The following is a 21,931-nucleotide window of genomic DNA, read 5'->3' on the forward strand; positions in this document are numbered from 1 at the left end:
GATCAAATTCGGTTGCTTGTCGAGAAGAGCGTTCGGCAAAACAACCCGAGCTGTCGAGGACAGCGGCTAGCGGACAGCCACCTCACGAGTCCCGTTGCTACTCAACTGTGGACCACCTCCCTTCACGTGTACGGCCACGTTATCGACGAGGGGCCGGGAGCGCCAACGGTTTTGAATCACTAGAGACGCGGGAATACCTGGGGGGATGTGTTGGGATTTTCCACCACGAGATTGGCGGGTCCCACGATCAGCGGGTCCGGCCTGCCGACGATCTCGGGCTCCTTGCCCTCGTAGTCGAAGCGGTGCAGCACGTACCGCATCGCCTCCAGACGGGCCCGCTTCTTGTCGTTGCTCTTCACCACCGTCCACGGGGCGTCCGCGGTGTCGGTGTAGAAGAACATCGCCTCCTTGGCCTCGGTGTAGTCGTCCCACTTGTCCAGCGACTCCAGATCCATGGGGGAGAGCTTCCACTGCCGGACCGGGTCCACCTGCCGGATCGCGAACCGGGTCCGCTGCTCGCCCTGGGTCACCGAGAACCAGAACTTCACCAGGTGGATCCCGGAGCGGACCAGCATCCGCTCCAGCTCCGGGGTCTGCCGCAGAAACTCCAGATACTCCTTGCGGTCGCAGAAGTCCATCACCCGCTCCACCCCGGCCCGGTTGTACCAGGACCGGTCGAAGAGCACGATCTCACCGGCCGCCGGCAGGTGCTTGATGTAGCGCTGGAAATACCACTGGGTGCTCTCCCGCTGGTTCGGCTTCTCCAGGGCCACCACCCGGGCGCCACGCGGGTTCAGATGCTCCATGAACCGCTTGATCGTGCCGCCCTTGCCGGCCGCGTCCCGCCCCTCGAACAGGACCAGCAGCCGCTCCCCGGTGTCCTTGCACCAGTTCTGCAGCTTCAGCAGCTCGATCTGGAGCAGCCGCTTGTCGTGGTCGTAGTCGGTGCGGGCGAGGCGTTCGTCGTACGGGTAGTCCTCCCGCCAGGTGTCCACCGGCTGCCCGTCGGCGTCGAGCAGCCGGGGATCGTCGTCTTCGTCGTCCTGGACCCGATAGCCGGCCAGCTCGGCGATCGGCCCGGCATAGGGATGAGTGGTCGCCGGCTCAAGCTCCGATTGCATGACACGCATTCATACCCGCGCCGGCCCGCGCCCAACGTTCTTGATCAGAACAGTCGCCGAACTTTCCGCCGTCGCGCCGCCTTCGCCAGCCCGGGCACCTCGGCCAGCTCCTCCCGGCCCACCTGTTCCTGCCGGCCGTACAACACGCCGAACTCGAAACTGCCCGTGCCCAGCTCCCGCAGGACCGACCGGGCGACGTTCGAATCCTGGAACGACCCCAGGCCGTCCTGGAGCGCGGTCAGCCGCTTCACCAGGCGCTTCGCGTCCTTGCCGTGCTCCGGGACGAGCAGCTCCACCGCGTACCGTGCCTGTTTGAAGCCCTTGCGGGACTCGTGGATCTCCTCCTCCACGCCGCTCTTCAGCGCGGCGTCCAGCGTCGCGTCGGCCTTGGCCAGCACCTTGCGCGCCCGCTTCACCGGGTCCGGCGTGTCGAAGGAGCCGCCGTCGACCAGCTCGTCGATCCGGTCCAGCAGGTCCAGATAACGGTCCGAGTCCAGAGCCGTGGCCAGGTCGGCGCGGCCGGTCGCGATCTGCTCCTCCAGGTGGCCGCGCACCCGGTCGGCGGCCGGAGCGAACTCCGGGCCACCCGCCTCCACCAGGGCCAGCAGCTTCTCCTCCAGCACCTGTGGATCCCGGACCGCGCCCAGCACCCCGGCCAGCCAGCGCAGCTCGTCGCGGATGCCGGAGTCGGGGATCGCCTTCCTGTAGGTCTTCAGCGTGCTCCGCAGCCGCCGGGTGGCCACCCGCATCTGGTGCACCGCCCGCGGCTCCCCCCGACGGGCCGCCGGGTCGTGGCCGATGATCGCGTCACGCTGCTCGCGTGCGTACCCGGAAACGAGGTTGACCTTGGTCTTGGCCTTGGGCTTCGGCCGGTGGGCGGCGAGCCGGTCGGCCAGCGCCCGGGCCACCTTGGAGGGCCCCTCCGCCGGGCGTGCGCCCGCGGCGAACAGCGCACGCTCGATGGCGTCGAGCACCTCCGGGCCGCCGGACACCAGCTCGACTTCGACCTCCTGCCAGGCCTGCTCGGCGCCCTCCGACTCGGCGTGCACCCGGTCCTGGGCGATCAGCGCGAGAGTGTTGCCGTCGGCGTCCCGCAGCGGCGTCTCCACCCGATGGGTACGCAGCCGGGCCACCGGGCCGAGCGGCTTGCGGCGGACGATCGCCCGGACCACGCTGACCAGCTCGTCCGGCACCACGTCGGAGTCGCCGGGCAGGCGGTGCTCGGTACGCCCGGCGCCGTCCCCGGGGGTCTTGAGATGCCACCCGGCGTCGTTGCCGCCGGAGCGCCGCCGCAGAGTCCGGCGGTTTCTCATCAAGATCAGGTCTTCGGTGTCGAAGTAGGTGGCGTCGAGATCGTGGATCTCGGCGCCGTCGACGCGGGTGATCTCCGCGGCGCCGACCAGGTCAGGAAGGTCGAACGTCTCGGGGACGTCGTATTTACGCTCGGTCTCGGTGGCGATCTCCACCCGTCCATGGTGCCTGGCGCGGCGGCTGATGCACAGCGGTGTCTCAGGTTGACCTGGCATCGTGGTGCCCCGGCTCGTAAGGAGTGCTGCATGGAGAAGCCCGAACGTCGTCCTGTCCCGCTCGCCGCCTCGCTGACCGGCCTGCGCCTCATCGGTGCCGGCGCGGTCCTCGGCCTGACTCTCGCGGTGCCCGCGTCACCGGCGCAGGCCGACCCGCCGCGCCCGCCGGCCACCACCCAGGACTCGTCGGCCGACGACGCTCCGGAGAGCTGACCAGGCGCCGGCTTCGGGGACCTAGAGCCGGGCGTCGTCGCGGGCGTGCAGGTAGAGGGCGCGGGCGTAGTTCGCCGTCGCCGCGTTGAAGTACATGGTGGCCAGATTGGTGTAGAAGCCGTTCGCGGTCAGCGCGTTCTTCGCGTTGGCCGAGGCGGACCAGCGGATCTCGGCGTCGGTGGTGCTGATTCCGCGGCGCGCGCAGCGCAGGCGGTTCATCTCCTTGCCGGTCTTCCAGGTGTCCAGGGCCTCCTCGGCCTCGCGCATCATGGCCCGCGCCTGCTGCAGGAGGAACTCGGCGAGATCCCAGCTGGCCTGTTCCTCGTCGTTGTGGTACCTCGGCGACATGCCCCCACCTCCGCGTTGCTCGATCTCGAGTGTGAGCGGGATGTCCGGACATGTCGACTTTTTTCGATCGCGCGCGTGAATTCCGCGCCCCCGTCTTGACCTTCTCCGGCCGGACCGGCGGCAGCCGGCCCGGCCGTCACGCGTCAGGCGGTGCGGGCCACGCCGATCGGGCACGTCATGCCGTTCGGGCCGTGGTTGCAGTAGCCGCCCGGGTTCTTGTCGAGGTACTGCTGGTGGTAGTCCTCGGCGTAGTAGTACGCGGTCAGCGGCTTGATCTCGGTGGTGATCGTCCCGTGGTCGGCGGCCGTGACCACCGGCTGGAAGGCGTCCCGCGAGGCCGCCGCCGTCGCCGCCTGGGCGTCCGTGGTCGTGTAGATCGCGGACCGGTACTGCGTGCCCACGTCGTTGCCCTGGCGCATGCCCTGGGTCGGGTCGTGGTTCTCCCAGAACGCCTTCAGCAGGTCCGCGTAGCTGATCTTCGCGGGGTCGTGGACCACCTGGACCACCTCGGCGTGCCCGGTCGTCCCGAAGCAGGTCTCCTCGTACGTCGGGTTGGCGGTGAAGCCACCCGCGTAACCGACCGACGTGGAGTACACGCCGGGCAGCTTCCAGAAGATGCGCTCCGCGCCCCAGAAACAGCCCATTCCGAAGACCGCGACCTCCAGGCCGGCCGGCCACGGGCCCTTCATCGGGGTGCCCAGCACGGTGTGCGTGTCCGCGACCGGCATCTCGGCGTCGCGGCCGGGCAGGGCGGTCTCGGCGGTGGGCAGGTCGAGCTTCTTGTACCGCAGGAACACGGTCACTCCCTTCGTCCGGTCTCTGCAACGCTGAGGCGGGTGTATTCCTTACCGATGGCGGCGGCGATCCCGGTCGCCTCCTCGTCGTCGGCGTATTTCCGGCGCGGCCAGAAGAAACCCTTCAAACCATCACCTTTGGTACGCGGGACGACGTGCGTGTGCAGGTGTGGCACCGACTGCGAGACGACGTTGTTCACCGCCACGAAGGTGCCCCGCGCTCCCGTCGCCACCGGAACGGCGGCGGAGAGCAACTGCACGAACCGAAAATATTCGGCGATGTCGTCACTCGGCAGGTCGGGCAGGGTCACGATGTGCGGGCGCGGGATCACCAGCACGTGCCCCTTGAACACCGGGCGGATGTCGAGAAAGGCCAGCCCGGCCGGGGACGACGCGACCAGGAACGCCGGGATCGACCCCGCCACGATGCCGCAGAACACGCAGTCCGCCATCAGGTGAGACTAGCCTTGCGCAGCATGACGGTTGACAGCTATGGGTTCGACACCCGCGCCATCCACGCCGGCCAGGAGCCGGACCCACGGACCGGCGCGGTGGTACCACCCATCTACCAGACGAGCACCTACGCCCAGGACGCCGTCGGCGCTCCCCGCCTGGGTTACGAGTACAGCCGTTCCGGCAACCCGACGCGTGACGCGCTCCAGGAGTGCCTCGCCGCGATCGAGGGCGGGCAGCGGGGGCTGGCCTTCGCCAGCGGCCTCGCGGCCGAGGACACCCTGCTGCGTACGGTGTGCCGGCCGGGCGATCACGTGGTCATCCCGAACGACGCGTACGGCGGCACGTTCCGGCTGTTCAGCAAGGTGGCCGAGCGGTGGGGCCTGGCCTGGACCGCGGCGCCGCTGGACGACATCGACGCGGTGCGGGCGGCCTTCCGCCCCGGGCACACCCGGCTCATCTGGTCCGAGACGCCGACCAACCCGCTGCTCAACGTCAACGACATCGCGCTGCTCGCCGGCCTCGCCCACGAGTACGACGCGATGCTCGCCGTGGACAACACGTTCGCCTCGCCGTACCTCCAGCAGCCGATCGCCCTCGGCGCCGACGTGGTGATCCACTCGACCACCAAGTACCTCGGCGGTCACTCGGACGTGGTCGGCGGGGCGCTGGTCACCGCGGACGCCGGGCTCGGCGACGAACTGGCCTTCCACCAGAACGCGATGGGCGCGGTGAACGGCCCCTTCGACGCGTGGCTCACCCTGCGCGGGATCAAGACCCTCGGCGTACGGATGGACCGGCACTGTGACAACGCCGAGCGGATCGCCGGTTACCTGAGCGAGCACCCGGCCGTGTCCGAGGTCCTCTACCCGGGCCTGGAGACGCACCGCGGTCACGATGTGGCGGCCAAGCAGATGAGCAGGTTCGGCGGCATGGTCTCGTTCCGTGCGGCCGGCGGCCCGGAGCAGGCGGTGGCCGTCTGCAACCGGGCGAAGCTCTTCGTGCTCGCCGAGTCGCTGGGCGGTGTGGAGTCGCTGATCGAGCACCCGGGACAGATGACACATCTGTCGGCTGCGGGCTCAGCGCTTGAGGTTCCCGCCGATCTCGTGAGACTGTCTGTCGGCATCGAAACCGTTGACGATCTGCTCGCCGATCTCGAGCAGGCTCTCGGATAACTGACCGACGCTGGAGATTCTGCGCGATGGACTCGACGACCTGGGTGGGAGCAACCGCCAAACAGATCGCCCGCGCGGTACGCCGCGGCGACGCGAGCGCTACCCAGGTCGTCGCCGACCATCTGGAGCAGATCGCCATCTCGGATCCGGCGCTCGGCGCGTTCCGGGTGGTCCGGGGCGGCGAGGCGATCACCGAGGCGGAGAAGGTCGACGACCAGGAGGACCTGGCGAACCTGCCGCTCGCCGGTGTGCCGGTCGCGGTCAAGGAGAACACTCCCGTCGCGGGGCTGCCCACCTGGCACGGCTCGGCCGCCGCCCGTACCCCGGAGGTGGCCGAGCAGGACCACGAGGTGGTCCGCAGGCTGCGCGGGGCGGGCGCCGTCGTGGTCGGGGTGACCCGGATGCCGGAGATGGGCCTCTGGGCCGTCACCGACGACGAGACCGGCCCCACCCGCAACCCGTGGGATCTGGAGCGGACCCCCGGCGGCTCGTCCGGCGGGTCGGCGGCGGCGGTGGCGGCCGGGCTCGTGCCGATCGCGCAAGGCAACGACGGGCTCGGCTCGATCCGGATCCCGGCGGCCTGCTGCGGCCTGGTCGGGCTGAAACCGGGCCGCGGCGTGGTCCCCGTCGACTTCGGCGACAAGGACTGGTTCGGCCTGGTGGAGAACGGGATGCTCGCCACCACGGTGGCCGACGCCGCGCTCGGCTTCTCGGTGCTCGCCGGCCAGGCGCCGGCCAAGCTGGTGGAGCCGTCCAAGCTGCGGATCGGCGTCTCGCTGCGATCCCCGGCGGCCGGGGTGAAACCCGACGAGCCGAACGTCTCGGCCGTCACCCGGGCGTCGAAACTGCTTGTCGACGCCGGACACGACACGGTCACCGCCGACCCCGCCTACCCGACCGGTGTGGCGCTCGGGGTGCTGGCCACCTGGTTCGCGGGGGCGTACCACAACTCCGAGGGACTGCCGCTGGACCGCCTCCAGCCGCGTACCCGCCGGCACATCCAGCTCGGCAGGGCGGTCATGAAGGCCGGGCTGGTCCGGCAGCGGCAGCGCGACACCTGGCGGGAGCGGTCCATCCAGTTCTTCGCCGACCGCTCGATCGACCTGCTGCTCACCCCGGCGCTGGCCACCGCCCCGCCGCCCGCCCTGCGGTACTCGGCGTCGGCCTGGCGCAAGAACATGTGGGCCAACGCGGCGTACGCGCCGTACGCCGCCCCGTGGAACTACGCCGGCCTGCCCGCGCTCGTGGTGCCGGTCGGATTCCGCCCGGACGGGCTGCCGCTCGCCGTGCAACTGGTCGGGCCGCCCGACTCCGAACTGCTGCTGCTCTCGGTGGCCGGCCAGTTCGAAGTGCTCAACCCCTGGCAGCGTCACGCCCTCGTCTGAGCCGGTGGCACGATTGGCGTCCATGGACCTGCTCACTCTCGCCGACGTCGAGGCCGCCCGTGACCTGCTCGCACCGGTGGTCAAGAAGACCCCGCTGATCCCGTCCCGGCCGCTCGGTGAGATCACCGGGGTGCCGGTCTGGCTCAAGTGCGAGAACCAGCAGCGGGCCGGGTCGTACAAGGTGCGGGGCGCCTACACCCGGATCTCGCGCCTGTCGCCCGCCGAACGGGCCCGCGGCGTGGTCGCCGCCAGCGCCGGCAACCACGCGCAAGGGGTGGCGCTCGCGGCCGGCCTGCTCGGCACGCGGGCCACCGTCTTCATGCCGGAGGGTGCGCCGCTGCCCAAGGTCTCCGCCACCAAGGGGTACGGCGCCGCGGTCGAATACGCCGGAACCAGCGTCGACGACGCGCTGGAGGCCGCCTACGACTTCGCGGGCACGACCGGGGCGGTGCTGATCCACCCGTTCGACCACGCGGACGTGATCGCCGGCCAGGGCACCGTGGCGCTGGAGATCCTGGAGCAGTGCCCGGAGGCGACCACGATCGTCACCGCGGTCGGCGGCGGCGGGCTGATCTCCGGGCTGGCGGTCGCGGCCAAGGCGCTGCGGCCGGACATCCGGGTCATCGGGGTGCAGGCGTCCGGCGCGGCGGCGTACCCGGCGTCACTCGCGGCCGGAACACCCCGGAAGCTGGAGTCGTGCGCCACCATCGCGGACGGCATCGCCGTGCGGCGGCCCGGTGATCTGCCGTTCGCGCACGTCGCGAAGCTGGTCGACGAGATCGTCACGGTGCACGACGAGGACCTGTCGGCGGCCCTGCTGGTGCTGCTGGAACGGCACAAGACGGTGGTCGAGCCGGCCGGGGCGGCGGCCGCCGCGGCGCTGCTGACCGGGGCGTACGTCCCGGTGGACGGCCCGGTCGTGGCGATCCTGTCGGGCGGCAACATCGACCCGATGCTGCTGCTGCGGGTGATCGAGCACGGGCTGGCCTCGGCGGGCCGGTTCCTGCGGCTCGCGGTGCGCTGCACCGACCGGCCCGGCCAGCTGGCCCGGCTGCTGCGCGAGATCGCCGAGCAGCGCGCCAACGTCGTCGACGTGAACCACTCGCGACAGAGCCCGCGGCTCAGCTTCGGCGAGGTCGAGGTGGCGCTGTCGGTGGAGACACGCGGGCCGGCGCACTCGTCGGCGCTGATCAAGGCGCTGCGCGACGCCGGTTACCGGGTGGCGCTGCTGGCCGACACGACCCCCTGAGAGCGAGAACGGCCCGCGGCGAGCGCCGCGGGCCGTTCTCGAAGCGATCAGCCCTCGAACGGGCCGAACTCGACCACGGTGACCTTGATGTCGGCGCCGCTGGGGGCCGTGTAGGTCACGGTCTGGCCGGGACGGGCGCCGAGGATGGCCTGGCCCAGCGCCGACTCGGGGCTGTAGACGGTGTACTCGGTGGTGGAGGAGATCTCCCGCGAACCGAGCAGGAACGTCTCGGTGTCGCTCTGGTCGTCGTCGAAGTAGATCGTCACTACCGACCCGGCGGTGATGGTCTCGCTGGCCTGGACCTCACCGATCTCCGAGTTGCGCAGGAACTCCTTCAAGTACAGGATCCGGCCCTCTTGACGGCTCTGCTCCTCGCGGGCGGCGTGGTAGCCGCCGTTCTCACGAAGGTCGCCTTCCTCGCGCCGGGCGTTGATCTCCGCAGCTACCGCCGGCCGGTTGGCGATCAACTCGTCGAGCTCGGCCTGCAGCCGGTCGTAAGCGTCCTGGGAGAGCCAGGTCTTCGGCGCCTCGGAACTGGACACGGTCGATCTCCTTGCTGGAACTGGGCAATGTCACTGCTCGGGGGTTGTAGCTCTTCGGGGTCGGAACATGAGGCCGCCGGGGGCAACATGCTCAACGCAGCGAATCACCAAGCTTACCAGCGGTGCTCACGCCGACCGGAGTGTGAAGTTTTGTCGGATCTTCTCAGTCCGCCGCGCGGCAGCCCATCACGTCGCCGACCGAGGCCCGCGCCGTGGTCGCCACCGGTTCCCGCAGCCGCACCGAACCGCCGCCCGCCGGTGCCGGAATCGTCACCGGCCGCCGGCCCACCTCGAAGCCGTCGTAGTCGCGCGCCCGCAACATGCAGTACGCCTGACCGCCCTCGGGCACCCGGACCCGGAACTCGATCACCATCTGGGTGTCCGACGGAATGCTCCAGCCGACGATGTCCGCGGTGTAGTCGGTCGCCCCGAACTTGTCGTAGTAGGCGACCGTGAGCCCGCCCAGGAGCAGCGCGGAGACCGCCACGGCGAGCACGGACGGCCAACGGCGACGGCCACCCTCACGGCGCCGGCCGTACCGTCCGGGCGGGAAGACCGGTGCTGTGGCGTGCGTCTCGCTCACCTGTCGACCTCTCGTGCGTTTGTTGTCGGTGGGATCGGCCAGAATGGCAGAGTCCATCTTCGCAGCCGATCCCGGCCTGCCCGCGGCAGGCCTGGTCGAGAGGATTCCAACACCGTGGCCGAGCAATTGCGTCTGATGACCGTTCACGCGCATCCCGACGACGAGTCGAGCAAGGGCGCCGCCACCATGGCGAAGTACGTCGCCGAGGGTGTCCACGTGCTGGTCGCGACCTGTACGGGCGGGGAGCGCGGCAGCGTCCTCAACCCCAAGATGGACCGGCCCGAGGTGCTCGCCGACATCGCCAACATCCGCCGCGCCGAGATGGACAAGGCGCGCGAGATCCTCGGGGTCGACCAGGCGTGGCTCGGTTTCGTGGACTCCGGCCTGCCCGAGGGCGACCCGCTGCCGCCGCTGCCCGAGGGCTGTTTCGGCCTCCAGGACCCGGAGGAAGCGGCGAAACCGCTGATCAAGCTGATCCGCGAGTTCCGTCCGCACGTCATGACGACGTATGACGAGAACGGCGGTTATCCGCACCCCGACCACATCATGTGCCACAAGATCTCGGTGGTGGCCTTCGACGCGGCCGGCGACCCGCAGAGGTACCCGGAGCTCGGCGAGCCGTGGCAGCCCTCGAAGCTGTACTACAACTCCGGCTGGACCCGCGCGCGGATGCTCGCCCTGCACGAGGGCATGCTCGCCGCCGGCCTCGAGTCGCCGTACGTGGAGTGGCTGGAGAAGTGGTCGGACCGGCAGGACCGGGGTGACAAGATCACCACCCGGGTCGAGTGCGGGGAGTACTTCGGCGTTCGCGACGACGCGCTGCGTGCCCACGCCACCCAGGTGGACCCGGACGGGTTCTGGTTCCACATCCCGCTGGAGATGCAGCAGAAGGTGTGGCCCACCGAGGACTTCGAGTTGGCCCGCTCGGTCATCGACAGCCCGCTTCCGGAGTCCGACCTGTTCGCGGGCATCCGGGAGAAGGTCTGCGTCCACTGAGCAGTAGGCTGGCGGGGTGGACGTTCTCGCGGTCAACAACTTCGGTGACACCCGGTCGGGCGGTCTGGCCGGCCCGATGGGCCTGTTCCTCATCGTTCTGATGTGCATAGCGACCGTGCTGCTGATCCGCAACATGAACAAGCGCATTCGTCGGCTTCCCGACAGTTTCCCGGTCGCCGGGGAGCGGGATCGTGTGGCGGAGATCGCCCGTGACGACGCCGGCGCCCGGAGTTCCGGCGCGACGACCGGCGCCGAAGTCGAGGCCGGTCGATCGGCGGAGGCCGCCGGAGCCGCAGAGCCCGAGGTGGCGGGCGTGCCGGAGGAGCACAGTGGATCCGCCGCCGGGAACGGCGCGGATCGCTCGTGACCGAGCCGCCCGCCGGCCGCGCCGGCGTGGTTTCGGCAACATCGCCCCGAGTGTGGCCCTCTCGGCGCCGTCAAGCCCTGTTGCGTTCATCGGGATTGATTTAGCCTTCCGCCGGGGGCCGCACGGCCCTCGGGACCCTGCGCGGAAGGGGGCGCCGACATGACCACTGTCCGGCGCCGACTCTCGGTAACCGTGGTGCACGTGCATTCGGCCGTGCGCCGCCGGGCGTCGCCATGACCCCTCCCCAGCGTTCCTGGCCGGGCTCCGCCATGCTGACCGGCCGTCCGCGCCCGGTCCGGATCCTGACCGCCGTCGTCGTGATCGCCGCAGCCGCGGCCGTCGTCCTCGGCGCCCTCCAGCCGGTGCACCCGGCCGACGGCCGCCCGCTCCCGCCCGTCTACGGCGTCTGCGTGGCCGCCGTGCTCGCCGCCATCGCCCAGCTCGCCGGCCTGCGGTTCCGACTCGGACCGGACGCCGTGTCGGTCAGCTGGGCCGAGGCCGCCGTGGTGGTCGGCTTCGTGCTGGCCCCGGCCGGCTGGCTGCCCGCCGCCACCCTGGCCGGCACCGGCGCCGCCTGGCTGATGCTGGCCTGGTTCACCGGGCTGCGCAACGTCGCCGAGATCGTGCACCTCATCGCTTCGATGACCCTCGGTGTCGCCGGCGCCGCCCTGGTCACCGCGCTGCTGGCCGGCGACGTCCCGGTGCACAGCGCCCGGCTGCCGCTCGCCCTGATGGCCGGCGCCGGCACCTACCTGCTCATCACGTTCGGCCTGGTCGTGCTCACCCTGATGCTGCACCGCGACGCGCATCCCGGGCAGATCGCCACCCGGGTCCTCTACGCCAAGCTGCCGATGACCGTGGGAAACCTGATCGTCGGCCTGTGCGCGGTCTACGCCCTGATCCGCGAACCGCTCTGGCTGCTCGCCTTCGGGCCGGTGCTGTGGCTGCTGCACCGGACGTACCGGTTCCATCTGCGGGCCGCCGAGGAACGCCGGATGTGGGAGGCGTTCGCGGCGGCCACCGCCCGGCTGCCCGGCGCCAGCGAGGCCGAGGTCGCCCGGGCCGGGCTGCTCGGCGCCCTGGACGTGTTCGGCGCCCGCCGGGCCGAACTGGAGGTCCGCACCGGGCACGGCCACCGGCGGTACGCCCAGGACGTCCCCGGCCTGGAGAACGCCACCGGCGCCCGCTCCGGCCCGGCGATCACCCGCAGCATGGCGGTGTCCGGCCGGCCCGTCGGCGAACTCACCGTCTGGCTCGGCGAGCCCGGGCTGCCGGTGCCGCGCGACGAGGCGGCCATCGCGGCGTACGGGGAGGCGCTGGCCGGGGCCCTGCACGACGCGGCCGCCCACCAGCGGATCGTCGACGTGGAGGCCCGCGCCGCCCACGACCGGGTGCACGACCCGCTCACCGGCCTGCTCAACCGGAGCGCGTTCCGGGCCGAGGGAGACCGGCTGCTGCGCTCGCTCGACCGGCCCCGGCCGGTGGCGCTGCTGCTGCTCGACGTCGTCGGCTTCGGCGAGGTGAACAGCACGCTCGGCCACCGCGGCGGCGACGAGGTGCTCCGCCTGATCGCGGAACGGCTCAACGGGCTGATCCGCGACGGGGAGCTGACCGGGCGTACCGGGGACGACGAGTTCGCCCTGCTCGCCCCGGTCGCCACCCTCGCCGACTCGAACGCGCCGGCGCACGGCGAACCCAGCCCGATGCTGCCCGCCCTGCGCCGGGCCCGCGAGCTGGTCGAACAGCTGCGGGTGCCGATGGAGGTGGCCGGGGTCCGGCTCTCGGTCGAGGTGACCGTCGGCGTGGCCGTGGAACGGGCCGGCCAGTGCGAGGTCGGCGAGCTGCTGCGCCGGGCGTCCCTGGCGATCGGGCGGGCCAAGGAGATGGGCGTCACGGTCGGGACCTACGACAGTGGGCAGGACGTCAGCAGCACCGACCGGCTGGCGCTGCTCGCCGACCTGCAGGACGCGTTCGCCGCCGACGACCAGATCATGCTGCACCTCCAGCCGGCCGTGGACCTAGTCACGTCCGAGCCGACCGGGGTGGAGGCGCTGGTCCGCTGGCGGCACCCGCGGCGCGGCAACCTGTCGCCGGCCGAGTTCCTGCCCGCCGTGGAACGCAGCGAGCTGCTCATCCCGTTCACCCGGCGGGTCCTCGACCTGGCCCTGGCCTCGGCCGCGGACTGGACGGCGAGCGGCATCGACGTACCGGTCTCGGTGAACGTGTCGGCCCGCAGCCTCACCGACCCGACCTTCCCTGCCCAGGTGACCGAAGCGCTGCGCCGGCACCGTACACCCGCTTCTCGGTTGGTCCTGGAGATCACCGAATCGGTGGCGGTCAGCGAGCAGGACATCGTCGACGAGGTGCTGGCCCGGCTCCGCTCCTCCGGCGTGCAGGTGTCGCTCGACGACTTCGGCACCGGCTTCTCGTCACTGGCGTCGGTCACCCGGATGCCGGTCGACGAGATCAAGATCGACCGCTCCTTCGTGGACGAGATGATCGACTCCGCGGCGGCCGGCGCCGTGGTGCGCGGCGCCGTCGAACTGGGCGCCCGGCTGGGCGTGCGGGTCGTCGCCGAAGGCATCGAGACGATCGAGCAGCGGGCCGCTCTCATCGCGCTCGGCTGCCCCTCCGCGCAGGGCTACCACTTCTGCAAACCGATGCCCGCCGACAAGATCGTCCAGGCGTTGTCGCAGCTGGCCCGGTCGGCCTCCGGCAACGTGACGCCGTTGCGGGCGGACGACGCCTCCACCGCGTGAGAGTTCCCGCCGTTCGCGAACATCGTCCCCCCACCTACAGGCGACGGGTCACCACCGACGGGCCGAGCAGACCGGCCATCGGCTGAGCTGCATGGCCTCGCCGGAGGGCGATCGGGTAAGCCGAGTCGTGCCGCATGTCGCCGCCGCGGTTGTGAGAGGGTTGTTCCATGAACCGGCTGGGTAGTGCCACCTCGCCGTACCTCCTCCAGCACGCCGGCAACCCCGTTGACTGGTGGCCGTGGGGGGACGATGCCTTCGCGGAAGCCAGACGGCGAGATGTGCCCCTACTGATCTCAGTGGGGTATTCGAGTTGCCACTGGTGTCATGTGATGGCTCACGAGTCGTTCGAGGACGAGTCGATCGCCGCCCAGCTCAACGACGGGTTCGTGTCGATCAAGGTGGACCGGGAGGAGCGGCCCGACGTCGACGCCGTCTACATGACCGCCACCCAGGCGATGAGCGGGCAGGGCGGCTGGCCGATGACCGTTTTCGCCACGCCCGACGGTGAGCCGTTCTTCTGCGGCACCTACTTCCCGAAGCAGAGCTTCGCCCGGCTTCTCGACTCGGTCATCACCGCCTGGCGGGAACAGCGCGACGACGTCGTCAAACAGGGCGCCGCGGTGGTTCAGGCGGTCGGTGGGGCCCAGCTCGTCGGTGGCCCGGCCGCGCCGATCTCCGCGGAGCTGCTCGGCGCCGCGGTGGTCGCCCTCCTCAAGGACCACGATCAGACGTACGGGGGATTCGGCGGCGCTCCCAAGTTCCCGCCGCACATGAACCTGCTGTTCCTGCTGCGCCACCATGAGCGCACCGGGTCGGCGGAGGCGCTGGAGACGGTCCGTCACACGTGCGAGCGGATGGCCCGCGGCGGCCTCTACGACCAGCTCGCCGGCGGTTTCGCGCGTTACTCGGTGGACGCCACGTGGACGGTGCCGCACTTCGAGAAGATGCTGTACGACAACGCGCTGCTGCTTCGGGCGTACACCCGGTTGTGGCGGCTCACCGGGGACGTGATCGCCCGCCGGATCGCCGACGAGACGGCCGCCTTCCTGCTGCGCGACCTCGGTACGGCGTCGGGCGGCCTGGCGTCCGCCCTGGACGCCGACGCGGCCGGGGCCGAGGGCTCCACCTACGCGTGGACGCCCGCCGAACTGGTCGAGGCGCTCGGCGAGGACGACGGCAGCTGGGCCGCCGACCTGTTCCGGGTGACCCCGTCCGGCACGTTCGAGCACGGGAAGAGTGTGCTGGTCCTGGCCCGCGACATCGACGAGGCCGACCCCGCGATCATCGCCCGCTGGCAGGACGTCCGGCAGCGGCTGCTCGCCGCCCGGGCCGCCCGCCCGCAGCCGGCCCGCGACGACAAGGTGGTCGCCTCCTGGAACGGGCTGGCCGTCACCGCCCTGGCCGAACACGGCACGCTGACCGGTTCGGACGTCGCCCGGGAGGCGGCGATCAGTCTGGCCGGGGTGCTGGCCGACCGGCACCTGATCGACGGCCGCCTGCGCCGGGTGTCCCGCGACGGTGTGGCCGGGGATCCGGCCGGGGTGCTGGAGGACTACGGCTGCGTGGCCGAGGCGTTCCTGGCCGTCCATCAGGTCACCGCCGAACCGCGCTGGCTCGACCTGGCGAAACAGCTGCTGGACGTGGTTCTGGCCCACTTCGGGACCGGGGCGGGCGGCTTCTACGACACCGCCGACGACGCCGAGAAGCTGGTCACCCGCCCGGCCGACCCGACCGACAACGCCACCCCGTCCGGGGCGTCGTCGATCTGCGCGGCCCTGGTCGCCTACGCGGCCCTCACCGGCGAGACCTCCTACCGGGAGGCGGCCGACGCGGCGCTGGCCACGCTCGGGCCGCTCATCGAGGGCCATCCGCGGTTCGCCGGCTACTCGGCCGCCGTCGCCGAGGCGGTGCTCGCCGGGCCGTACGAGATCGCCGTGGCCACTCACGACCTCGCGGATCCGCTGGTCGAGGCCGCGTTCCGGCACGCACCCGGCGGCACGGTCGTGGTCGCCGGAGAGCCGGACCGGCCCGGCGTGCCGCTGCTGGCCGGCCGTCCGTTGATCGACGGCCGGGCCGCCGCCTACGTCTGCCGCGGCTTCGTCTGCGACCGCCCGGTCACCACCCCCGCCGAGTTGATGATGCGGTTAGATCACCCCTCAACGGGAAGATGATCTGCGGGCGAGGTCTGCATCAGCCATGTGAATGGCACTTTTGCGGTGACCTCGTAGACGCCTTCGGGAGTGAGCTGGTGGATTGTCACCGTGTTCGCGGCGTCTCGGGCGACCGTCCAGTATTGCGGGATACCGGCGCTCGCATACTCCTTGACCTTCGTGACTTGGTCTGTTGCCTCGGACCCAGGAGAGATGATCTCGATGACCAGGATGACGTCGTCGACGCTGTACCAGACCTTGTCGCCTGGATCGTGGGACCAGACAGTGAGGTCCGGGATCCGTCCCGCGTTGCCTGCCGGACCGGGAATCCGGATGCCGGCCGCTTGGACGAACTGGTCACCGGACAGCACGCGACCGAGCCAAAGCGTGAGCTGAGTGGCGAGCTTGCCGTGCTTGCCGTCGGGGGGCGGAACCACGGACAGCGCTCCTTGGGTGCTCGTCTCATACCGATGACCGTGCTCGTCGGCCTCCATCATCGCGACCAGGTCGTCGAGCGTGATGACGGCGGGCATCAACCTGCCGATTGCCTCTGCGCTCATGGACTCATGCTAACGGTGAAAGGCGCCGACACGGCCGTCGGTTATCGGTAGCGCCCGGAGGGCGTCGGCGATTCTGGTGTGGTCGGGGGCGCTGTCGCGCGTACCACGAAAAGGGATCGATTTTGGGGTTGATCTGCGGCGTCGCTAGGCTGGCCTGGCGATGGATACCCGAACCGGACTGCCTGTAGTCGGCATGGTGGGAGGCGGGCAACTGGCCCGGATGACCCACCAGGCCGCCATTTCCCTCGGCCAGTCACTGCGTGTGCTCAGTGAGAAGGCCGATGACAGTGCCGCGCTCGTCGCGGCCGACGTGCCGATCGGCACGCACACCGATCTCGCGGCGCTGCGCGAGTTCGCCAAGGGGTGCGACGCCGTCACCTTCGACCACGAGCATGTGCCGACCGGGCACATCGAGGCGCTCGAGGCCGAGGGCGTGAAAATCTTCCCGGGTTCGAAGGCGCTGGTCTTCGCCCAGGACAAGGGTCTGATGCGGGAGCGTCTCACGGAGCTCGGCGCGCCGGTGCCGCGCTGGGCGCGGATCGCCACGGCCTCCGACGTGGAGACCTTCGCGGGCGGGTCCTGGCCGGTGGTGGCCAAGGCGACCCGAGGGGGGTACGACGGACGCGGCGTCTGGATGGTCGGCTCCCCGGAGGCCGCCGCCGACCTGATGTCGACCGGCATCCCGCTGATCGTCGAGGAGAAGGTCCCCCTGAAGCGGGAGCTGGCCGCTCTCGTGGCGCGGTCACCGTTCGGGCAGGTGGCCGCCTATCCGGTGGTGGAGACCGTGCAGAGGGACGGGATCTGCGTCGAGGTGATCGCGCCCGCGCCCGGCCTCGCCGAGGAGCGTGCGCTGGAGGCCCAGCAACTCGCCATCGACCTGGCCACCGAGCTCGGTGTGGTCGGCCTGCTGGCTGTCGAGTTGTTCGAGACCGACGCCGGCATCGTCGTCAACGAGCTGGCGATGCGCCCGCACAACTCCGGGCACTGGACCATCGAGGGCGCCCGGACGTCGCAGTTCGAGCAGCACCTGCGGGCGGTGCTGGACTATCCGATGGGCTCGACCGCGCTGACCGCGCCGGTCGTCGTGATGGCGAACGTGCTGGGTGGCGAGCCCGGCGGCATCTCCGTCGACGAGCGGCTGCACCACCTGTTCGCCGAGGTGCCGGACGCGCGGGTGCACCTTTACGGCAAGCAGGTCCGGCCCGGCCGCAAGATCGGCCACGTGACCGTGCTCGGCGACGATCTGACCGAGGTGCGGGCGCGGGCCGCGCGCGCCGCCAAGTGGCTCCAGGAAGGCGTGTAGATGGCCCCGCGTGTCGGCATCATCATGGGCAGCGACTCGGACTGGCCCACCATGGAGGCGGCGGCCGTCGCGCTCGCCGAGTTCGAGGTGCCGTTCGAGGTGGGCGTGGTCTCCGCGCACCGCACGGTGCGCAAGATGGTGGACTACGCCGAGTCGGCCGCCGGCCGGGGCATCCAGGCGATCATCGCCGGCGCCGGTGGGGCAGCCCACCTGCCGGGCATGGTGGCGGCGCTGACCCCGCTGCCGGTGATCGGCGTCCCGGTGCCGCTCAAGCACCTGGACGGGATGGACTCGCTGCTGTCGATCGTGCAGATGCCGGCCGGTGTGCCGGTGGCGACCGTGTCGATCGGCGGGGCGCGCAACGCCGGCCTGCTCGCCGTCCGGATCCTCGGCGCCTCCGATCCGGCGTTGCGGCAGCGGATGGCGGAGTTCCAGAAGGGCCTGGAGGAGCTGGTCGCCGAGAAGGACGCGGCGCTGCGCGAGAAACTGATGGGCTAACTCCGCGCCCCACGCAGGACGTAGAGGCCGGCGCCGACCGCGAACACGGCCAGCGCCGGCGCCCACGACAGGACGGCCGTCGACGGCTGCAACGGCCACGCCCACAGGTTCTCCCAGCCGCCGTCGCGGGCCGGAGACGCGCCGTAGACGGTGACCATGTAGGCGAAGGCGGGCAGCCACGCCAGCCGGGCGCCGGCCGGCACCGCCGTCCCGGCGACCAAACCGATACAGCCCAGGGTGTTGCGGATCAGCGCGTGGGAGCCGTAGACCGCCGGGTCGTGCAGGCCGGCCGAGGCCAGCAGCAGCGCCACCAGCCCGGTCGCGGCACCCAGGTGGGCGGCCCGGACCAGCCGCCAGCGAACCGGGAAGCTGCGCTCCAGCGATTCGTCGGCGCCGGCCAGGGTCCGGCCGAGCAGCATCGCGGCCAGCAGCGGGGCGAGCGCGACGATCGGCACCCGGGCGCCCGGACCGTCGAAGAACGGCCGGGTCGCCAGCCACTGCGCGGCCACCGCGGCGAACACGGTGACCAGGATCAGTCCGGTACCGAACCGGGGGCCACCCCGGGCCCGCAGGTGCAGCCGTACCGCCCGGGCGCTCATCACGGCGCCAACCGGGCCAGCTCGGCACGGTCACAGGCCCGGCTCGCGGCGAACACCCGGCCGATCCACTCCCGTTGCCGGTCCACGGGCAGGGCCGTCAGCTCCGGCGGCGGGTCGCCCTCCATCCAGAGGTACGCCGCCAGTTCCGTACGCCACAGCGGGTCCACGGCGGGATCCCCGACCGAATCCGGCGGCGGCGGGCAGTCGCTGTCGCCCAGGCTGCTGCGGAACGTGGTCTCCAGCCAGTCCCGGTGGCTCAGCCCGCCGGTGATCGTGGCCTGGTCGAGGAGGGCGAACCACGCGGTGTCGGGACGGTACTCGCCCCGCCGGCGGGCGGTGTCCTCCACCGCGCGGACCGGCGTGCCCGGGATGCCGGCCAGCCGCTCCAGGCCGGGCCGCAGCACCGCGTCGACGTCGTCCAGCAGGAACTCGTTGATCCGGGTGACGCAGACCTGCGGTGCCCGCTCGGTGCACACCAGCGTGAGCGCGCCCGGATCCTCGGCCGGCTCATCCGGTGGTAGCGCCACCAGCAGCGTCCCGGCGAGCGCCGCCGGGACGACGGCCGTCCCCCACCGGCGGGTCGCCAGCAGCAGGAACGTCACGGCGAGCAGCCCGAACCAGGCCGCCTGCCAGGCGTGGAAGGTGCCCGGCCAGAACACGTACGCCCGGAACTCGTCGGTCGACGGGGACAGGACCGCCCACCGGCTCTCCGAGAAGTAGGCGGGCACTGCGAGCCCCACGTAGAGCGCCAGCGCGGCGACCGGCGCGATGATCCGCCCGGGGAACCGCCGGCCGATCAGGACACCGAGAGCCGACGCGGCGCCCAGCCCGGCCGGAGCCACCAACATCGGCCACCACCAGCCCGGACCGGCGTAGGTGGCGAACCGGGCGGTCAGAACCGCGGCCACCAGCAGCGGCGCCGCCAGGCCGGCCAGACCGGCCAGCGTCACCGCCGCCCAACCGGTGATCATGGGATGCCATCCCGGGCGCGGCACGGTCCCGAGCAGCTCCACCATCCGGGCACGGCGGTCCCGGCCGGCCTGCCAGGCGCCCGCGGCCAGGAACAACGGGCACAGCACCAGCATGCACACCCGCAGATAGACGGCCAGGCCGCCCCAATGGCCCAGCCAATCCGCCGGGTGCACCACCAGCAACCAGGCCATGGCGACGGCGCAGGCCGTCGCGGCCAGCGGCGCGGCGCCGCGCCGCGACTCGGTGCGCAGGATGCGCCCGATCATGCCTGTGCCGTCGCGCCGCTCGGTGCGCGGGATCTGCTTGATCATGCGCGGGCCGCCCGCAGCACGGCCGTGTAGCCCCGCTCGATGGCGGAGTCACCGGCATCGCCGTCGCCGCCGGCCGCGGCCAACTGCGCCGACGTGCCGGTGAAGACCAGCCTGCCCCCGTCGACCAGGCTGACCCGTTCGCACGCCGCCGCGACGTCCTCCACCAGATGCGTGCTGACCAGCACGCACGCGTCCACCCCGAGCTCGCGCAGCAGGGCCCGGAACTCCACCCGCTGCTCCGGGTCCAGCCCGGCGGTCGGCTCGTCCAGCAGCAGCAGCCGCGGATCGTTGACGATCGCCTGGGCGATCCCGGCCCGGCGCTGCATGCCGCCGGAGAGGGTCCGCATCCGGTCGTCGGCCCGGTCCAGCAGCCCGACCCGCTGCAGCGCCCGGTCCACCGCCACCGGGATCCCGGCGGCCGGCATCTCCTTGAGCCAGGCCAGGTACTCGACGAACTCGCGCACCGTGAACCGCGGATAGAACCCGAACGTCTGCGGCAGGTAGCCGAGCTGCCGGCGAACCGCCCGCAGCGCCTTCTCGTCGGTGATCGCGCTGCCCAGCAGCCGCACGCCGCCGCTGTCCGGTACGGACACCGTGGCCAGCACCCGCATCAGCGTGGTCTTGCCGGCGCCGTTCGGGCCGAGCAGCCCGTGCACGCCGGTGTCCAGCGCCAGATCCAGGCCGTCCAGCACGACCCGGCGGCCGTACCGGACGGTCACATCGTCGACGGCGACCGTCATCGGCGCGCCTCCCTTCGGTACGTGATGATCAGAGACCCGACCGCGGTGACGGCCAGCCAGGGCGGGGTGGCAGATGGGGCCACCAGCAGCGGCGTGGCGTCCACCGGCAGCCCGTGTGCGGCGGTGACCAGCGCGAACCAACCGCCGCCGACGACCCAGGCGGAAACCGTCGGACCGGTGAACGAGGCCAGCGCCAGAGTCAGCGCGGTCAGGGCGCAGCACGGCAGCAGCCACATCGCCGGAGAACCCAGACCGGAGACGAAACCGCCCGCCGCCGCCACCGGAAGCGACACGGCCAGCACCGACAGGGTCCGCCACAGCACGATGCGCAACCCGCCGTACGCGGTCGACGCCACCAGCTCGGCCATCGGATCCGACCGCGGCCCGTACGACACCGCCGTCCCCAGCACCGGCAGCGCCGGGCCGACCAGAAGAAGCAGCCAGTGCGGAACACGGTCGCCCAGCGTCACAGTCAGCAGCACCGTGACGGCCACCGCCGAGAACCAGGCGATCCGCGCCTGCGGGCCGGCCTCGACGAGCACCCGGATCCGGCGGGCCCGGGTGGCCGGCCGGACCCTGCCCTGCGCCGGCAGATGCAGCGGAGCCGGCGGGAGGCCCGGGGTCGCCGGCACCCGGGAACGGCAGATCGCGCAGCCGTCCAGGTGGGCCTCCACCGACCAGGCGGCCGGCTCGGACAGCCGGTTCTCCGCCCAGGCCCACAGATCGGCGTCCGCGACGTGGAATTCGGTCACGCGAGCTCCTCCCGCAGCTGACGCCGGGCCCGCATGGCGCGGGTCTTCACCGTCCCCTCGGGCACGCCGAGCAGGACGGCCGCCTCCCGGACGCTCAAGCCGTCGAGGACGGTCGCCTGCAACACGGCACGCAACTCGGGGGAGAGCCGGCGCAGGGCGTCGATCACCGCGGTGTCCCAGACCCGGGTGAGCGCCTCGTCCTCGGCCGACGGATGCCGGCCGGGTTCCTCGTCACCGAGCGCCGGAACCGTACGGGGCCGGACCGCGGCCCGCCGCTGCGAGTCGATCAGCCGGCTGAGGGCGATCGACCAGAGCCAGCCGGCCGCCTCCGCGCCGCCGCGATAGCCGGCCGCCACCCGCCACACCGCCAGGAAGGTCTCCTGAAGCAGTTCGGCGGCCAGCTCCGGGTCGGGGCAGCGCCGTCGCAGGCGAGCCGTCAGCCAGGGCGCGTGCGCTTGATAGAACGCCTGGAACGCGGCCCGGTCACCGGCCGCGATCCGGCGTAGCGCCGCGTCGTCCTCCATGCAGAGTAAGG

At 71.7% G+C, this 21,931-nt stretch carries 23 protein-coding genes; 10 read left to right on the plus strand and 13 right to left on the minus strand.

The genetic code is table 11. The annotated features are described in order from the left end of the window. Positions 1-179 precede the first annotated feature (179 nt). Both ppk2 and AB0I88_RS05500 read right to left on the minus strand, forming a co-directional pair. A complete protein-coding gene (gene ppk2 / locus AB0I88_RS05495; protein WP_361018693.1) occupies positions 180-1,121 on the minus strand; it encodes a polyphosphate kinase 2 in 942 nt (313 codons plus the stop codon). A 44-nt stretch (positions 1,122-1,165) separates the two neighbouring features. Continuing rightward, the gene (locus tag AB0I88_RS05500) at positions 1,166-2,587 is read right to left on the minus strand and encodes a CYTH and CHAD domain-containing protein (protein ID WP_361018696.1); all 1,422 of its coding nucleotides are present in this window, start codon (positions 2,585-2,587) and stop codon (positions 1,166-1,168) included. A 90-nt stretch (positions 2,588-2,677) separates the two neighbouring features. Between AB0I88_RS05500 and AB0I88_RS05505 the strand changes: the two genes are divergently transcribed. After that, complete coding sequence (locus tag AB0I88_RS05505; protein WP_361018699.1) at positions 2,678-2,860, plus strand: hypothetical protein; 183 nt, start codon at positions 2,678-2,680, stop codon at positions 2,858-2,860. 21 nt (positions 2,861-2,881) lie between these two features. On the opposite strand, the gene AB0I88_RS05510 is transcribed toward AB0I88_RS05505, so the two are convergent. From AB0I88_RS05510 to AB0I88_RS05520, 3 genes are all read right to left on the minus strand, one after another. Further along, positions 2,882-3,208, minus strand: a complete 327-nt coding sequence (locus AB0I88_RS05510) for a hypothetical protein (RefSeq protein ID WP_361018701.1) — start codon at positions 3,206-3,208, stop codon at positions 2,882-2,884. 143 nt (positions 3,209-3,351) lie between these two features. Continuing rightward, the gene (msrA, locus tag AB0I88_RS05515; protein ID WP_361018704.1) at positions 3,352-4,005 is read right to left on the minus strand and encodes a peptide-methionine (S)-S-oxide reductase MsrA; all 654 of its coding nucleotides are present in this window, start codon (positions 4,003-4,005) and stop codon (positions 3,352-3,354) included. Positions 4,006-4,007: 2 nt separating this feature from the next. Further along, positions 4,008-4,454, minus strand: a complete 447-nt coding sequence (locus AB0I88_RS05520; protein ID WP_361018707.1) for an HIT family protein — start codon at positions 4,452-4,454, stop codon at positions 4,008-4,010. A 24-nt stretch (positions 4,455-4,478) separates the two neighbouring features. On the opposite strand from AB0I88_RS05520, the gene AB0I88_RS05525 reads away from it, so the two are divergent. From AB0I88_RS05525 to ilvA, 3 genes are read left to right on the plus strand one after another with little or no spacing between them, the layout of a single operon-like run. Next, positions 4,479-5,630, plus strand: a complete 1,152-nt coding sequence (locus AB0I88_RS05525) for a cystathionine gamma-synthase (protein WP_361018710.1) — start codon at positions 4,479-4,481, stop codon at positions 5,628-5,630. A 26-nt stretch (positions 5,631-5,656) separates the two neighbouring features. Beyond that, positions 5,657-7,015, plus strand: coding sequence for an amidase family protein (locus tag AB0I88_RS05530; RefSeq protein ID WP_361018713.1), 1,359 nt, complete (start codon positions 5,657-5,659; stop codon positions 7,013-7,015). A gap of 22 nt (positions 7,016-7,037) precedes the next feature. After that, positions 7,038-8,264 (plus strand): threonine ammonia-lyase, encoded by a 1,227-nt coding sequence (gene ilvA / locus AB0I88_RS05535; protein WP_361018716.1) that lies wholly within the window; start codon positions 7,038-7,040, stop codon positions 8,262-8,264. 47 nt (positions 8,265-8,311) lie between these two features. On the opposite strand, the gene greA is transcribed toward ilvA, so the two are convergent. Further along, positions 8,312-8,806 carry a transcription elongation factor GreA gene (greA, locus tag AB0I88_RS05540; RefSeq protein WP_361018719.1) on the minus strand — a complete coding sequence of 165 codons (495 nt, stop codon included), beginning with the start codon at positions 8,804-8,806 and terminating at the stop codon, positions 8,312-8,314. A gap of 163 nt (positions 8,807-8,969) precedes the next feature. Continuing rightward, positions 8,970-9,389, minus strand: a complete 420-nt coding sequence (locus AB0I88_RS05545; protein ID WP_361018722.1) for a DUF4307 domain-containing protein — start codon at positions 9,387-9,389, stop codon at positions 8,970-8,972. 114 nt (positions 9,390-9,503) lie between these two features. On the opposite strand from AB0I88_RS05545, the gene mca reads away from it, so the two are divergent. From mca to AB0I88_RS05565, 4 genes are all read left to right on the plus strand, one after another. Beyond that, a complete protein-coding gene (gene mca / locus AB0I88_RS05550; RefSeq protein ID WP_361018725.1) occupies positions 9,504-10,385 on the plus strand; it encodes a mycothiol conjugate amidase Mca in 882 nt (293 codons plus the stop codon). Between the two features lie 76 nt (positions 10,386-10,461). Next, entirely contained in the window at positions 10,462-10,752 is a 291-nt protein-coding gene (locus AB0I88_RS05555) for a hypothetical protein (protein ID WP_361018915.1), read from the plus strand. Positions 10,753-10,985: 233 nt separating this feature from the next. Continuing rightward, entirely contained in the window at positions 10,986-13,511 is a 2,526-nt protein-coding gene (locus AB0I88_RS05560; protein WP_361018728.1) for a bifunctional diguanylate cyclase/phosphodiesterase, read from the plus strand. Positions 13,512-13,678: 167 nt separating this feature from the next. Continuing rightward, a complete protein-coding gene (locus AB0I88_RS05565; RefSeq protein WP_361018731.1) occupies positions 13,679-15,682 on the plus strand; it encodes a thioredoxin domain-containing protein in 2,004 nt (667 codons plus the stop codon). Here the strand turns inward: AB0I88_RS05565 and AB0I88_RS05570 are convergent. Next, positions 15,661-16,221 carry a Uma2 family endonuclease gene (locus tag AB0I88_RS05570; RefSeq protein ID WP_361018734.1) on the minus strand — a complete coding sequence of 187 codons (561 nt, stop codon included), beginning with the start codon at positions 16,219-16,221 and terminating at the stop codon, positions 15,661-15,663. The two genes, AB0I88_RS05565 and AB0I88_RS05570, sit on opposite strands and share 22 nt — an antisense overlap. A 160-nt stretch (positions 16,222-16,381) precedes the next feature. Between AB0I88_RS05570 and AB0I88_RS05575 the strand changes: the two genes are divergently transcribed. Together AB0I88_RS05575 and purE are read left to right on the plus strand one after the other, a co-directional pair. After that, positions 16,382-17,524, plus strand: coding sequence for a 5-(carboxyamino)imidazole ribonucleotide synthase (locus AB0I88_RS05575; RefSeq protein ID WP_361018737.1), 1,143 nt, complete (start codon positions 16,382-16,384; stop codon positions 17,522-17,524). Continuing rightward, positions 17,525-18,022: a 5-(carboxyamino)imidazole ribonucleotide mutase gene (purE, locus tag AB0I88_RS05580; RefSeq protein WP_361018741.1), complete on the plus strand. Its 498-nt coding sequence runs from the start codon at positions 17,525-17,527 to the stop codon at positions 18,020-18,022. It abuts the gene before it with no gap. Here the strand turns inward: purE and AB0I88_RS05585 are convergent. Genes AB0I88_RS05585 through AB0I88_RS05605 form a run of 5 tightly spaced genes read right to left on the minus strand, consistent with a single transcriptional unit; the run spans position 18,019 to position 21,920 of the window. Next, positions 18,019-18,621 carry a hypothetical protein gene (locus AB0I88_RS05585; RefSeq protein ID WP_361018744.1) on the minus strand — a complete coding sequence of 201 codons (603 nt, stop codon included), beginning with the start codon at positions 18,619-18,621 and terminating at the stop codon, positions 18,019-18,021. The two genes, purE and AB0I88_RS05585, sit on opposite strands and share 4 nt — an antisense overlap. Further along, positions 18,621-19,904, minus strand: coding sequence for a hypothetical protein (locus AB0I88_RS05590; RefSeq protein WP_361018747.1), 1,284 nt, complete (start codon positions 19,902-19,904; stop codon positions 18,621-18,623). Before AB0I88_RS05590 ends, AB0I88_RS05585 begins: the two co-directional genes overlap by 1 nt. Further along, the gene (locus AB0I88_RS05595) at positions 19,901-20,644 is read right to left on the minus strand and encodes an ABC transporter ATP-binding protein (RefSeq protein ID WP_361018750.1); all 744 of its coding nucleotides are present in this window, start codon (positions 20,642-20,644) and stop codon (positions 19,901-19,903) included. The genes AB0I88_RS05590 and AB0I88_RS05595 overlap by 4 nt, the downstream gene beginning before the upstream one ends. Beyond that, a complete protein-coding gene (locus AB0I88_RS05600) occupies positions 20,641-21,396 on the minus strand; it encodes a zf-HC2 domain-containing protein (protein WP_361018753.1) in 756 nt (251 codons plus the stop codon). The genes AB0I88_RS05595 and AB0I88_RS05600 overlap by 4 nt, the downstream gene beginning before the upstream one ends. Then, positions 21,393-21,920: an RNA polymerase sigma factor gene (locus AB0I88_RS05605; RefSeq protein WP_361018756.1), complete on the minus strand. Its 528-nt coding sequence runs from the start codon at positions 21,918-21,920 to the stop codon at positions 21,393-21,395. The genes AB0I88_RS05600 and AB0I88_RS05605 overlap by 4 nt, the downstream gene beginning before the upstream one ends. Between the last annotated feature and the right edge of the window lie 11 nt (positions 21,921-21,931).

Origin of the sequence: Actinoplanes sp. NPDC049802, from assembly GCF_040656595.1 — a bacterium.
GTDB lineage: Bacteria > Actinomycetota > Actinomycetes > Mycobacteriales > Micromonosporaceae > Actinoplanes.